Source organism: Vagococcus sp., from assembly GCF_036639995.1.
In the GTDB taxonomy this organism is placed as follows: domain Bacteria; phylum Bacillota; class Bacilli; order Lactobacillales; family Vagococcaceae; genus Vagococcus.
This window is the reverse complement of record NZ_JAVWHO010000001.1, coordinates 78510-91249: the sequence shown is the minus strand read 5'-3', so window position 1 is coordinate 91249 and position 12740 is coordinate 78510. Positions and strand designations below refer to the sequence as shown.

The following is a 12740-nucleotide window of genomic DNA, read 5'->3' as shown; positions in this document are numbered from 1 at the left end:
GCAGCGCACATCATGTTTGTTCCAATTGATAAATCAATACCGCCAGTGATAATAACAAAGGTCACACCTAATGCTAAAAAGCCAACATAGTAAGAGGCATCTAAAATACTTGTTAATGTGGAAGAGCTTCTAAATGCTGGACTCATCATGGCAAAAAAGCCATAAATTAAAAATAATACAATCAGAATAATCAATTGCTGTAAGCCAATTTTGTCAATCAACTTTTTTAACCCGCTCTTATTTTGAGTTTCTAGTTCTGTTTTTTCTAATGTATTCTCCATTAGACTACCGCCTCTCTCATTGTTGCATAGTGTAATATTTTTTCTTGTGTCGCTTCTGAGATATCTACTTCTCCAGTTTTTCTTCCTTCACACATCACCATAATTCGGTCACTCATTCTTAATATTTCAGTTAATTCAGAAGAAATCATAATAATAGATTTACCCATTTTAGTTAGTTCTGTCATTAGTTCATAAATTTCACTTTTTGCTCCAACGTCAATCCCTCGAGTAGGTTCATCAAAAATTAAAATATCACTGTCTTGTTCTAACCATTTAGCAATAACAACCTTTTGTTGATTGCCACCTGACAAATTACGAATCAATTGATGAGCTGAAGGAGTTTTTATGCCCAACATATCGATAAATTTATTGCTAGTTTCATTAATTTTTTTATCATTAATCAAACCACCACTAACGTAATTATCAACATTAGTCATCACAATATTATTTTCAACAGACATCCCGACAATGACTCCGAATTGTTTTCTATCTTCAGAAAGATAACCAATACCATGCTCCACTGCATCTTTTGGTTGATTGATAGTTACTTGTTGATTATGAATAAAGATCTCGCCTGATTCCTTTTCATCTGCTCCAAAGATCAGTCTTGCCATCTCTGTTCGACCTGCCCCCATTAAGCCAGAAACACCTAATATTTCTCCTTTTTTTAGGTCAAAACTTAAATCTTTTACCTTATTTCCTAAAGATAAATTCTTAACAGATAAAACAACTTCTGCATCTTCTGCCACTTCTGAATGTTGTTTTGGTTCTTCATAAATAACACGGCCAACCATCATATCGATGATTTCATCTTTGGTGGATTTCTTTGTATCAATTGTTCCCACATATTCACCATCGCGCATAACCGTTACTTGATCCGTAATCTTTTTAATTTCATCCATCCTATGAGAGATATAAACAATGCCTATTCCTTGTTGTTTCAAATCCATAATTATCTTAAATAATTCATTAATTTCAGATTCAGTTAATGCCGCAGTTGGTTCATCAAAAACAACAATTTTAGCATTCATTGAGATAGCTTTAGCGATTTCAACCATTTGCATTTTACCAACTGTTAAATGTCCAACTTTTTCTTTTGGATCAATCACCATGTTAAGGCGTTCAAATAAGTCTCTGGTTTTTTTATTAATATCAGAGTCATCAGTAAAAATTCCTTTCATCGACTCACGACCAATAAAAATATTTTGAGCAACAGATAAGTGATTAATCATATTTAACTCTTGATGAACAATAACAATTCCAGCATCCATTGCTTCTTTAGGATTTTTATATTCAATATCGTTGCCATCATAAACAATTTTCCCCGAATCTTTTTCATAGATTCCTGTTAATATTTTCATTAAGGTTGATTTTCCCGCGCCGTTTTCCCCCATTAACGCATGAACTTCTCCTTTTTTTAAACAAAGATTTGCTTCTTTTAGTGCCTGAACCGTTCCAAAACTTTTAGAAATTCCAGTCATTTCTAAAATTGTTTCATTCATAATTCATCCCTCCTTTCTTATCTGACAACACCTTTTTTAAGTAAGATATTGGCATATATTGCTTCCTCGCCTGTTGCTATAATGGCATAAGCTGTTTTGCTACGGTCATAAAAATCTTGACGCTCTATCATTTCTATCTTTTGGTTTTCAACCTCTGCTGATTGGATAATTTTTTGATACGTTTCCCAAATCTTTGGAACAGTGTCATCTCCTTTAGCAACTTCCATTAGCCCAATTGCATATTCTTGATACGTATCCATTGGTAGGAGTTCTAAGATACTTACTAAAAGTTCTGGAACGCCTAATCCATCACAACGAACTAATCGTTTAGCATTACTTGCTGCTGGATAATTTCCATCAGCAATAACAATTTCATCTCCGTGTCCCATTTCCATCAAGACTTTAACCAATTCTGGGGAAAGATTTTTAGGGATTTTATTTAACATGTTTCTCACCTCAATTGTTTGTTTAGTAACTTTTGATATCTTGAAAACTGATCTTCCCATTCAACTTTTCTCTCTGGATAATAATACGTTACCTGACAAATTTTCTTAATCCATTCTCTTGCTTCATAGATATTTTCAACAACACCATGAGTCAATAATTGTTGAATAATATTTCCAATAGCTGTTGCTTCCACTGGACCTGCACATACTCTCATACCCGTTGCATCAGCAACCATTTGGCAAAGTAAACTCGATTTTGAGCCACCACCAACAATATTAACTGTGTCAAATTCCTGCCCAACAGCATCAATTATTTCTAACGTTGTGTATTTATATTTAAACGCTAAACTCTCATAAACTACTCGGAATAATTCTCCTGGAGTTTCAGGGACCACTTGATTAGTCTCCCTTGCATAGTTTTGAATTTTTTGTTTCATGTTGCCTGGTGAAGTAAACCTTGGATCATCTGTATCAATTAAACATTTAAAAGGCATTTTTTTATTAGTCATATCAGTGATTTCTTCATAACTATAGTTTTCACCTTGGGCCTCATAGTACCTTTTTAATTCTTGAACAATCCAAAGTCCCGTACAATTTTTTAAGAAACGCGTGGTTTCATTGTTGCCACTTTCATTGGTTAAATTGTAGTTTTCTGCCTTTTTAGAAATAATCGGTTCAGCAAGCTCAGTACCTACAAGGGACCATGTACCACAAGAGATAAATAGAAAATTTTGATTTGAAGGAACACTTAAAACGGCACTTGCTGTATCGTGTTCACATACATTGATAACTTCTATCTGAGGAAGATTAAATTCCTCTTTTATCACTCCTAAAACATTCCCTTCCTTAACAAGCTCAGGGAAAATATGAGTAGGCAAACCAACTTGTTCCATTAGTTCTGTATCCCATTTTTTGGTGTAGGGATTCATTAATTGAGTGGTCGATGAAATACTTTGTTCTGCTTTTTTTTCACCTGTTAATAAATAATTCATTAAATCTGGCATTAATAGTACCTTATCAATTTTTTTAAACAACTCCGGCTGTTTATTTTTAACTGTCAACAACTGAAACAAGGTATTAATTTCCATTAACTGATTCCCAGTTCGCTGATAAAGTGCCTCTTTAGAAATTAGATTTTCAAGATACTTTAAGCTTCCCTTTGTTCTTTCATCTCGGTAATGAACCGGATCATCTAACAACTTACCAGAAGCATCAATTAAACCAAAATCAACTCCCCACGTATCAATTCCTAAACTTTTAATATCATATTTTTGAGTGGCTTTCTTAATTCCTACCAAAATATTTTCCAGTAAATACTCTGTGTTCCAATGAAGTGTGCCATTTTTTTCTAACATTTTATTTTCAAAGCGATGAACTTCTTCTAACTCTAATTGATGATCATCATACTTACCGACTATTGCTCTACCAGAAGAAGCTCCAAAATCAAATGCCAAAACATTTAAGTTCATGTAAAAAACTCCTTCATGTTAGTGATATTTTTTATATCCTGGATGCTTTCCTGTTACTTTATAATTCTTTCTCATATCAAATAACGTTTCTAATGTCTCACGATCAATTTCTTCCTCTTCTTTTCCTCCAAGAAGCATTCTGGCATGAAAAACAGTATTAGCAACTAGCTCTAAAGTTTCCATACGGTAGTAAGCTGTGATTAAATCTGAGCCAACAGCTAAAGCTCCGTGATTTTCTAAAAGTAGTACATCATGTTCGGGTAAAAATGGTGCAATACTTTCAGGTACTTCATCTGTTGAAGGGATACCAAATGGCGCAATTGGTATGGAACCAATCGCAATAGCATTTTCAATTAGTGAGTAACTATCTAATGGAATTTTAGCTAAAGCAAAAGCCGTGGCTACCGGTGGATGAGCATGAACAACACCTCTGACATCTTCTCTATCTTGATAGACTCTTAAATGCATTTTAATTTCACTTGAAGGTTTAAATCCTTCATTTGCTTCTAAAATTTCATAAGAATCATTTATTCTAATTAATTTATCTGGTGTGATAAAACTTTTACTAATCCCTGTTGGTGTACATAAAAAAGTACCATCTTCTAATCGAACAGAAACGTTACCATCATTGGCTGCTACCCAACCTTTTTGCCACATTTTATTACAAACATCACATATTTCATTTTTTATTTTCTCTAAATCCATCCTGACAACCTCTTTTCTCATTGATTTAAATCCGCTTTCATTCTAATATAAAATTAGCCGATAAATTTATTTGAACGATATGATGAATTTTTTATCATTTCTATCATCAAATCTGTTCACAATTGTTCAAAACTATTCATAAGGGGGAAAATAGTGTGCTGCAAGAAGAACGTCTGACACAAATTTTAAATATTCTAAAAAAGAGAAAGAAAATATCAAATGAGGAATTAGCCGAAATGTTATTTTGTAGCATTTCAACACTAAGAAGAGATTTAATAAAACTTGAATCTCAACAACTAATACGCCGAGTTCATGGGGGAGTCATTTTAAACTTGGCGACAACAAGTGAGCCATCCTTTTATTATAGAGAGACCAATTTTATTAAGGAAAAGAAAGAAATTTGTGAAATGGCAAGAGATTTTATTGGAGATGGGATGTGTATTTTTTTAGATTCCAGTAGTACTGTTCAACAACTCGTTCCTTTATTAAAAAATGTTTCAAATTTAGTCGTGTTGACTAATGGTATTAAAGTAGCATTAAACATTAGTGATATGAATGATGAATCTATCAAAGCTTTCATGCTTGGTGGACAGATAAAAAAGAATTCAAGTTCCATTGTTGGAACAGATTTTACCTCCTTTTTTATTAATCAATTCAACATCGATTTAGCTATTTTTTCTTGTCGCGGGATGGATGTTAATGGTGTTTACGAATCCAGTCTAAGTCAGGCTCGAATTAAACAACAAGTCATTGATAAAGCTAATAACTCAATACTATTAGCAGATGAGTCTAAATTTGATGCCACTCATTTTTTTAAAGTAGCTAATTTAAACACCTATTCTTCAATCCTCACAAATAAAAAACCTGAAAAAGAATACATAAAATTATTTAATAAGTACGACATTGATTGTCTTTACTAGAGGTTTAATGAAAAAATACCTTCCGAAAATTGTCTGATTGACAATATTCGAAAGGTATTTTTTATCATTTAATTCTTCTAAACAATAACTTCCACATCTTTTACTAGTTTAGCCCAATGATTTGTCGGTCCATGGCCATGCCCTACAAACAATTCTTCTGAAATCGCTCCTTGAATAAACTGTTTTCCAATAAATATGGCCTCCTTAACATCAGTTCCTTTTGCTAACTCTGCAGCAATACAAGCTGAAAAGGTATCCCCTGTACCATGGGTTTTAATGGTTTCAACTCGTTTAGTTTTTAACCAATACTCTTCACCTGATTCAAGTAAAATATAATCTTTTGCTTCATTTTTTTCTAAATGACCACCTTTAATAATCACATGATTAACGCCTAATTTCTGCAAATCTCTAGCAGCTCGTTTCATGTCTTTTTCTGTTGTTACTGGATAGCCAACTAAAACTTCTGCTTCTGGTAAATTTGGCGTCACAATAAAAGCTAAAGGTAGTAACTCGTTTTTTATTGTTTCAATCGCATCCTCTTTTAAAAGAGCATGTCCTCCTTTAGCAATCATCACTGGATCGACAACTAATGGACCAAAATTACTGTTTTTCAAATTTTCGACAACACATGCTACATGTTCATGATCTGCTAACATACCTGTTTTAGCTGCTTTAATTTGAAAATCTGCTGCTAATGAGTTAAATTGGTCATCAATAAACTCACACGGAACTGGTAAACTATTTTGAACGCCCAACGTATTTTGCGCTGTTAGTGCGACGATAATGCTCATTCCAAAGGCTTGTCTTGCTTGAAATGTTTTTAAATCGGCTTGAACACCAGCACCGCCTCCTGAATCAGTTCCTGCAATAGTGACTACTTGTGGTGTACTATTAATTGTCATGGATAGATACACCTCTTTTCATCAATTTTACTTTTTCACTCAAAGAAACTACTTTTTCAGGAACATCAATTGCTTGCATAATATCACTTACAATAGATACCCCAGCAATTCCAGTATTTTCAAATGATAAAATATTGTTCTCTTTGATACCACCTATTGCCACGACAGGAATTTTAACTTCTGAAATAATTTGTTTTAAAGTCTCCATTGATGTTAATTTAGTTTGAACTTTTGTTGTTGTTGGATAAATGGCACCCACACCGAGGTAATCTGCTCCTTCAAATTTAGCTTCAATTCCTCTTGTAACAGATTTAGCTGAAACACCTAAAATTTTATCAGGTCCGATTAATTCTCGTGTTTTCCAAACTGGTAATTCATCATCACCTATATGAACGCCATCAGCATTTACCGCTAAACAAATATCAACACGGTCATTAATAATTAATGGTATATTGTATGAATCTGTAATTTTTTTTACTTTCAAAGCACGTTCATAAAAGTCAGAAGTGGTAGCTTCTTTCTCTCGTAACTGAAGCATCGTAATGCCTCCTTCACAGGCTTCCAAAACAATTTCTAAAAATTGTTGCTCACTTAAATTTGTTGAATTTGTCACCAAATATAAACTTAACACGTCTTCAATCATTGTTATTCTCCTTTCACTTGATGCCACCAATTTTCTTTGTCATGCATTACTGAGAGTTCATTAAAAAGTTGGTGTCTAAAATCTGCCATACCAAACTGATTACCACATGTCTTTTTCGCTTTTTCACCACACACATTAAAATAAGTCACTGCCCCAACTAAACTATCTTGAACAGAATAGTTTTGGGCAAGTAAAGAGGTAATCAAGGCTCCGACAATATCACCTGTTCCAGTGATTTGATCAAGTTCTGGTACCCCATTTGATAGAAAAATACTATTATCTTTAGTTACAATTACATCTGTTTCTCCCGTAGCTAAAAAACTAGTGGCGGGATATTTTTGTGTCCATTCATTTAATTTTTCAGCTAATTCTATAAGAGATGTTTTTTCTTGGTCTGATTGATTGCCATCAACACCTCGTCCATGGCTCAGCAACCCACACAATTTCCTCATCTCCGAGGTGTTCCCTTTAACGACAGTGGGGCGATTTTTTAACAATGTTAAAGCTACGTCTTTTCTAATCGATGAAGCTGAAACGCCAACTACATCAACAACTGTTGGTATATTAAATTTAAGAGCAAATTCACTGGCTGATATAAGTTGTTGTTCTCTTTCAACCGAAAGATGGCCTAAATTCAGTAATAAGCCATCTGTTTGTTGAAATAATTGAGTAAATTCTCTTTGATCCATTGCCATGATTGGTTTGCTATTAACGTAAAGCAGCGCATTGGCCATGCTTTCACAGGTAACTTCATTCGTGATACAGTGAATTAACGGGGATGTTTTAAAAAAAGAACGTGAATCATTCATTCGAAATGGATGGGTATTTGTTATATTCATCTGTGACACTCCCTTTAAATAATGTTTGAATTTGTTTAAATTTAGAGACGTTTTTTAATTTTAAAAAAACTAAATAGCCTATCATTGCTCCTGAAATAGCTCCTCCAAAAAACCTTGGCGTATAAATAAACCAATACATACTTTGGGTGTTACCAGTAAACCAAACCATTACTGGATATGAAAGAAGAGAGCCAATTAATCCTGTTCCGATAATTTCTCCTAACATCGCAACATAAATGTTTTGACTATATTTATAGCCGATTCCTGCTAAAAAAGCGCCAAAAATTGCCCCCGTCAAGGCTAAAGGCGGAACACCTAAAAGTAGCATTCTAAGTAGTCCACAAATTGTAGCCATTACTATGCCATATAACGGGCCCATAAGAGTGACTCCAATCACATTCATCACACTGGACATTGGAGCCATACCTTCAATCCGAAAAAGCGGAGATAAAATAACATCTAAAGCGATCATTAGTGAGAGAATCACCATTTTCTGTAATTTAGTACTTACTTGTGGCATCTAAATCACCTTCTGGCCAATTTTCTAGTGTAAAAGACATACCCCAAAATAGATATTCCATTTTCGAACTAATAACAAAAACGTCAAGCATTTGTTGTTGTACTTCCTTATTTGACTCATCATATAACCGGTTCAGTAAGCTACATTGAAACATCACCTCATCTTTAGCTTCTTCACCAGAATAAGTTTCAATCCACCGCTGATAAAGAGAGTTAGGTGAGCCTGTTTTGATTAATTCCGTTCCAATTTCTTGATACAACCAAGCGCAAGGTAAAAGTCCTGCCACTGCACTATTTAAGGAACCATCTAATAGCTGACGATACATATGAGAGACGTAATTATAGGCTGTTGCTGCAATGGGCGTTTCCTTAATTTCCTTTTCTGTAATGGCTAACTCTTTAAAGAAACTCTCACGAATAGCTATTTCGCCTTCTGCTAAATGTTTTGCTCCAAGAAGCAGCATTTCTTTTACTTCCTTATCTTCTATTTTTTCAGCTATTAATACGTGAATTTTACTAAAGTGTTCTAAATAATACCGATCTTGTAATAAATAATGGCGAAATTCTTTATCGCCCAATGTTCCTTCCTGTAATCCCCTAACAAACGGATGAGAAAAACTTCCTTCCCAATATGGAACCGTTAACGCTCTAGCTTTTTTTGTAAACATTCTTTATTCCTCCTAATTTGATATAAAAAGCAAACTATTTCCGACAGCAAAAATGATTGTTGAAACCATTAAATAATACTTGGGAGTTATATACCGAGTAGATGGTTTTCTTTTGGCTAAATCATCATACCCCCTTGATTGAATAGCCTCTGAGTAATGATTTCGCCAATTGAAAGCAACAAAGATGGTTTTTAAATAAAGAAGTGGTGAAAAAATAGTCATTTTTTTCCCACGAAGAAGACTTGCTTCTCTTAGTCCTTGAATCTCATTTTTAATATCAGGTATTGCATGAAGCACAACTAAGATGCCATAGACGAAACTAGTTGGAACTTTCTTTTGTTCTAAAATAAGTAATAATTCTTCCAAATTAATACCAAAAGCAAACATCATGCCAAGTGCAGCAAAAGCAAATGTTCGACTAAATAAAACCCAAGCATCTGCACTTCCTGAACCATGAACCATAACTGACCAATAAGTAGAAAGTGCTGGTATCAAAGGTAATAAAAACAATCCTATTAAGCCAAGCCATTCTTTTTGGCTAATTAAGTAGATAAAACTTAGACATACAATGAAACTGTTTAACCCAAGCGACTTAGTAAAAGATATTTCTAAAGTAAATAAAAACAATAAAACGCATAGATTAAGCGAATTGGTTTTGACAATAGTCATATGGATATTTCTCCTTTACTAACTGTTCACCTATAAAATTTAACGATTGATTAGCAAAAACAACATGATGATCACTATTACCAGATAAAGGTGCAAGTCTATGAGAAACAATGATAAATTGTTGTTCCTTTTCTTTCATCCAATCCATAAAAATCTGACAGGCTTTTTCATCTAACCCAGTAAAAGGTTCATCTAAAAGTAAAACCTCTCTATCCAAACTAATCATTGCTATCAATTGAATCATTTTCTTTTGTCCTTCACTTAGATGAAACAAACTACCATTCAACTTATCCATTAAATTTAATTTTTCAAGAAGCTCCACTTGTTTATTTTGAACTTCTTGACTCAACTCAACATTATAAGAAAGTTCTTCTTTAGGAGTTAAACAAACAAATTGATGTGTAGCATCCTGAACAGCTAATGTTAGTTGCTGATACAATTTGCGCTGTTTTCTCATCCTTTTTTCGTACAAAAACATTTTGCCATTATATTTTTTTTGCTGAACCATGGCCTTCAATAAGGTTGATTTTCCTATTCCATTATCACCAGTTAGAGTTGTGATTCCTTCTTGAAATGAAAAATCTGTAGATGTTAAAAGTTCTCTTTTTCCTTGAGAAATTTTTACTTGATCTAGGGTGATTAATTTATTAATTGAATTCGTTTTTTTTGACAAAATAGGTGTTAAGTCATTTTCTAAAATGGTCAGCGTCTCTCTTTTTAAGCCATCTTTTGAAAGTGTGACAACCTGATCTACCATAGAGCAATAATCTGACAAATCATGATCACAAAGAATAATGGTTTTCCCTAAATCACGTAACTGACCTAATAGGCCAATCAACTGCTTTCTTGACGCTCTATCGATACTAGCAAAGGGCTCATCTAATAATAGTATTGGGGAATCCATTGCTAAAAGAACAGCTAGTGATACTCGCTGTTTTTCACCACCAGACAGACTCGTAATCTCACGATCTATCAAATTTTGGGTTCCTGTTAAATCAACTGCTTTCTTAAGTCTTTGCTCAATTTCTTTATGTTCAATTAACAAATTTTCTAAAGCAAAGGTTATCTCTTTTCTTAAGCTTCCCATCGTAAACTGCTGATTAGGATTTTGAAATACCATTCCCACAGTTGATGCACAATTTAAGATTGAGCGTGAACGTTGCTCTTTATTATTAACCAAAATTTTCCCATCGTATTCTAAATCAGTAAAACCAGCGATTAATTTTAATAGGCTTGATTTTCCACTTCCACTATCCCCACGAAGAACAGTAAATGTACCTTGTTCAAATTCATAATCTAAAGAGTTTAAAATAAGCTGGTTGTTTCTTGAAAATGAAACTTGATCTAATATAACCATTTTCATGATTTTGCTCCTGCTAAAAGTTGAACACGGTTGTAACTTTTCATAATTAACGACACCATAACAACGCCAAAAAACAACACTGACAATAGGCGAACTACAAACAGACTTACAATCATCCCAATACCAAATGTGCCATAACCAAATTTAAAATACTCATAACCAAAACTTAAAACCGTTGTACCTATTCCCCCTATTATTAAAGGTAACGTATCAAATCTTTTATATTTGGTTGCTATAAAGCCAAGCTCTGTTCCAAATCCTTGAAAAAAACCAGAAACTAAAACACCAGGCCCAAAATAAGAGCCATATAACATTTCTGCAAGAGCAGCAAGTAATTCGCCTAAAAGAGAACTTCCTTTTTTAGGAATTAGCACACCAGCTACTGGGGCAGCCATTGTCCACATACCAAATAAAATCTCGTTAGCAAATGGTGCTAAGCCAAATGGCGTTAATGTTGCTGACAATATAGCATATAAAAAACCTGCTCCCATAAATACGCCACCAAATAAAAATGCTAAAAAAGCAAGTAAAATAACATCTTGAACTGTCCATTTTTGACTCATAAAAAAAGCCCTCCTTTTATTTTCTTAACAAGAAACAAAAGAAGCGCTAAAAGAGAGGGTATCCCCCCATTCATTTTCCATAAAAAAAGCCCGACCAAAAAATTGGTTGGGCAGAATTAACAGAGTAAGTTAAATAAATCCTTATTATTTAACGATCATTGAATACATTTCTCTTCGCCAGTACTAACTGGAGCAGATTCAATGGGTATTATCTCAGCTTTTACGCACCCCAAATGTTTCTATTTATTAAGTTATGAACAGAGTGTAACACGCTTTCATTATTTTGGCTAGCGTCTAAGCTTTTTTAAAATAACAATTCCATGAAATAAAAAATACTAATACTTCCCCTTTCTTATATCCTCAACGTTTCGATTCATTTTCTTTCTACCAATAGTTTGGTAAAAAAATTTTTTTACTGGCGAAAGTTGTTGTTTGTAAGAAGAAAAAAAGGTATCTGGCGAATCGAACACACCAAAATCCTGATTAATTCCTTCTTTTTGAATAAATGTATGATTTTTTTGCCACATTATAGGTGGATTCTCAAAGTTTTTTGTTGCAATTCCATAACCACAGAAATCACGCTTAGTTTCTGTAAATTTATTTTGAAGTTGTTTTAAATACCTTTGATCAATAATAAATCCCTCTAAAAAATACCAATTCTCATCAAAATACACTTCCACCCAACTATGAAGAACATTTTTAGGAGCTACTTGATACATCCAACCTGTAATAGCTCCTTTTTGCAATTTTTTATCGATTGTAAAGCCATGAATCCGACAAGGTATACCAACACTTCTAAATAAAGTCATTAATAAGATGCCCTTCGTATTGCACTGCCCATAACCATCTTTTAAAATTTCTGATGCTCTCAACATATCATCTCGGTTATATCCAAATAATATATCGTCTCTTACAAAATTATATATAGCCTCTATTTGGTTATACTGATTTAATTGTTGCCATTCTTTTTCACGGATTAATTGTTGAATAGACTTATGTCTAAAGTTTAAAAGCCTGGTTTCTTCTAAGTACTTATCCATCTTGTGACCTCCTTTTTAAAGTTAGTCAAAGTATACAAAATTTAACGATAAGTAACTTTCAAAAATCGGCTATCTTTACTAATTAGTTTTGCCGACATTCCTGTCATTTTTTTACTAGTTGCTGCAAAATGAGCAGAAGAATCAAATCCTGCATAATGTGCTGCTTCAGTAACAGACATACCAGCAAAAATTTGATGATACGCGGTGAACA

At 33.6% G+C, this 12740-nt stretch carries 14 protein-coding genes, 1 pseudogene and 1 riboswitch; of the genes and pseudogenes, 1 reads left to right on the top strand and 14 read right to left on the bottom strand.

Going from position 1 to position 12740, the window contains the following annotated elements:
• The 5 genes and pseudogenes from RR554_RS00530 to RR554_RS00510 all read right to left on the bottom strand — a co-directional run.
• A pseudogene (locus RR554_RS00530) lies at positions 1–281 on the bottom strand (hypothetical protein); the annotation flags it as partial.
• Positions 281–1783 (bottom strand): sugar ABC transporter ATP-binding protein, encoded by a 1503-nt coding sequence (locus RR554_RS00525; protein ID WP_332462134.1) that lies wholly within the window; start codon positions 1781–1783, stop codon positions 281–283. The gene RR554_RS00525 and the pseudogene RR554_RS00530, both read right to left, overlap by 1 nt.
• Before the next feature lie 17 nt (positions 1784–1800).
• A complete protein-coding gene (locus RR554_RS00520; protein ID WP_332462135.1) occupies positions 1801–2229 on the bottom strand; it encodes an RbsD/FucU family protein in 429 nt (142 codons plus the stop codon).
• A gap of 5 nt (positions 2230–2234) precedes the next feature.
• Positions 2235–3698: a rhamnulokinase gene (locus RR554_RS00515; protein WP_332462136.1), complete on the bottom strand. Its 1464-nt coding sequence runs from the start codon at positions 3696–3698 to the stop codon at positions 2235–2237.
• Between the two features lie 18 nt (positions 3699–3716).
• Positions 3717–4403 (bottom strand): class II aldolase/adducin family protein, encoded by a 687-nt coding sequence (locus tag RR554_RS00510; protein WP_332462137.1) that lies wholly within the window; start codon positions 4401–4403, stop codon positions 3717–3719.
• A 155-nt stretch (positions 4404–4558) separates the two neighbouring features.
• On the opposite strand from RR554_RS00510, the gene RR554_RS00505 reads away from it, so the two are divergent.
• Positions 4559–5323 carry a DeoR/GlpR family DNA-binding transcription regulator gene (locus tag RR554_RS00505; RefSeq protein ID WP_332462139.1) on the top strand — a complete coding sequence of 255 codons (765 nt, stop codon included), beginning with the start codon at positions 4559–4561 and terminating at the stop codon, positions 5321–5323.
• A 77-nt stretch (positions 5324–5400) separates the two neighbouring features.
• Here the strand turns inward: RR554_RS00505 and thiD are convergent, their stop codons facing one another.
• From thiD to RR554_RS00460, 9 genes are all read right to left on the bottom strand, one after another.
• On the bottom strand, positions 5401–6225 hold the full coding sequence (gene thiD / locus RR554_RS00500) for a bifunctional hydroxymethylpyrimidine kinase/phosphomethylpyrimidine kinase (protein ID WP_332462140.1): 825 nt from the start codon (positions 6223–6225) through the stop codon (positions 5401–5403).
• Positions 6215–6868 (bottom strand): thiamine phosphate synthase, encoded by a 654-nt coding sequence (thiE, locus tag RR554_RS00495; RefSeq protein WP_332462141.1) that lies wholly within the window; start codon positions 6866–6868, stop codon positions 6215–6217. The genes thiD and thiE overlap by 11 nt, the downstream gene beginning before the upstream one ends.
• Positions 6869–6870: 2 nt before the next feature.
• Positions 6871–7707 carry a hydroxyethylthiazole kinase gene (locus tag RR554_RS00490; RefSeq protein WP_332462143.1) on the bottom strand — a complete coding sequence of 279 codons (837 nt, stop codon included), beginning with the start codon at positions 7705–7707 and terminating at the stop codon, positions 6871–6873.
• Positions 7670–8227: an energy coupling factor transporter S component ThiW gene (gene thiW / locus RR554_RS00485; RefSeq protein ID WP_332462144.1), complete on the bottom strand. Its 558-nt coding sequence runs from the start codon at positions 8225–8227 to the stop codon at positions 7670–7672. The genes RR554_RS00490 and thiW overlap by 38 nt, the downstream gene beginning before the upstream one ends.
• Positions 8208–8894, bottom strand: coding sequence for a thiaminase II (gene tenA, locus RR554_RS00480; RefSeq protein WP_332462145.1), 687 nt, complete (start codon positions 8892–8894; stop codon positions 8208–8210). The genes thiW and tenA overlap by 20 nt, the downstream gene beginning before the upstream one ends.
• 12 nt (positions 8895–8906) lie before the next feature.
• Entirely contained in the window at positions 8907–9563 is a 657-nt protein-coding gene (locus RR554_RS00475) for a CbiQ family ECF transporter T component (protein WP_332462146.1), read from the bottom strand.
• Positions 9535–10926: an ATP-binding cassette domain-containing protein gene (locus tag RR554_RS00470; RefSeq protein WP_443081305.1), complete on the bottom strand. Its 1392-nt coding sequence runs from the start codon at positions 10924–10926 to the stop codon at positions 9535–9537. Before RR554_RS00470 ends, RR554_RS00475 begins: the two co-directional genes overlap by 29 nt.
• Positions 10923–11489, bottom strand: coding sequence for an ECF transporter S component (locus RR554_RS00465; RefSeq protein WP_332467209.1), 567 nt, complete (start codon positions 11487–11489; stop codon positions 10923–10925). The genes RR554_RS00470 and RR554_RS00465 overlap by 4 nt, the downstream gene beginning before the upstream one ends.
• 152 nt (positions 11490–11641) lie before the next feature.
• A riboswitch (TPP riboswitch) is annotated at positions 11642–11731 on the bottom strand.
• 93 nt (positions 11732–11824) lie between these two features.
• The gene (locus RR554_RS00460) at positions 11825–12529 is read right to left on the bottom strand and encodes a transglutaminase-like domain-containing protein (RefSeq protein ID WP_332467208.1); all 705 of its coding nucleotides are present in this window, start codon (positions 12527–12529) and stop codon (positions 11825–11827) included.
• Positions 12530–12740: the final 211 nt, after the last annotated feature.

Coding starts and splice junctions, on each gene's coding strand:
- RR554_RS00525 (WP_332462134.1), bottom strand. CDS start 1,783: ATGAATGAAACAATTTTAGAAATGACTGGAATTTCTAAAAGTTTTGGA.
- RR554_RS00520 (WP_332462135.1), bottom strand. CDS start 2,229: ATGTTAAATAAAATCCCTAAAAATCTTTCCCCAGAATTGGTTAAAGTC.
- RR554_RS00515 (WP_332462136.1), bottom strand. CDS start 3,698: ATGAACTTAAATGTTTTGGCATTTGATTTTGGAGCTTCTTCTGGTAGA.
- RR554_RS00510 (WP_332462137.1), bottom strand. CDS start 4,403: ATGGATTTAGAGAAAATAAAAAATGAAATATGTGATGTTTGTAATAAA.
- thiD (WP_332462140.1), bottom strand. CDS start 6,225: ATGACAATTAATAGTACACCACAAGTAGTCACTATTGCAGGAACTGAT.
- thiE (WP_332462141.1), bottom strand. CDS start 6,868: ATGATTGAAGACGTGTTAAGTTTATATTTGGTGACAAATTCAACAAAT.
- RR554_RS00490 (WP_332462143.1), bottom strand. CDS start 7,707: ATGAATATAACAAATACCCATCCATTTCGAATGAATGATTCACGTTCT.
- thiW (WP_332462144.1), bottom strand. CDS start 8,227: ATGCCACAAGTAAGTACTAAATTACAGAAAATGGTGATTCTCTCACTA.
- tenA (WP_332462145.1), bottom strand. CDS start 8,894: ATGTTTACAAAAAAAGCTAGAGCGTTAACGGTTCCATATTGGGAAGGA.
- RR554_RS00475 (WP_332462146.1), bottom strand. CDS start 9,563: ATGACTATTGTCAAAACCAATTCGCTTAATCTATGCGTTTTATTGTTT.
- RR554_RS00470 (WP_443081305.1), bottom strand. CDS start 10,926: ATGAAAATGGTTATATTAGATCAAGTTTCATTTTCAAGAAACAACCAG.
- RR554_RS00465 (WP_332467209.1), bottom strand. CDS start 11,489: ATGAGTCAAAAATGGACAGTTCAAGATGTTATTTTACTTGCTTTTTTA.
- RR554_RS00460 (WP_332467208.1), bottom strand. CDS start 12,529: ATGGATAAGTACTTAGAAGAAACCAGGCTTTTAAACTTTAGACATAAG.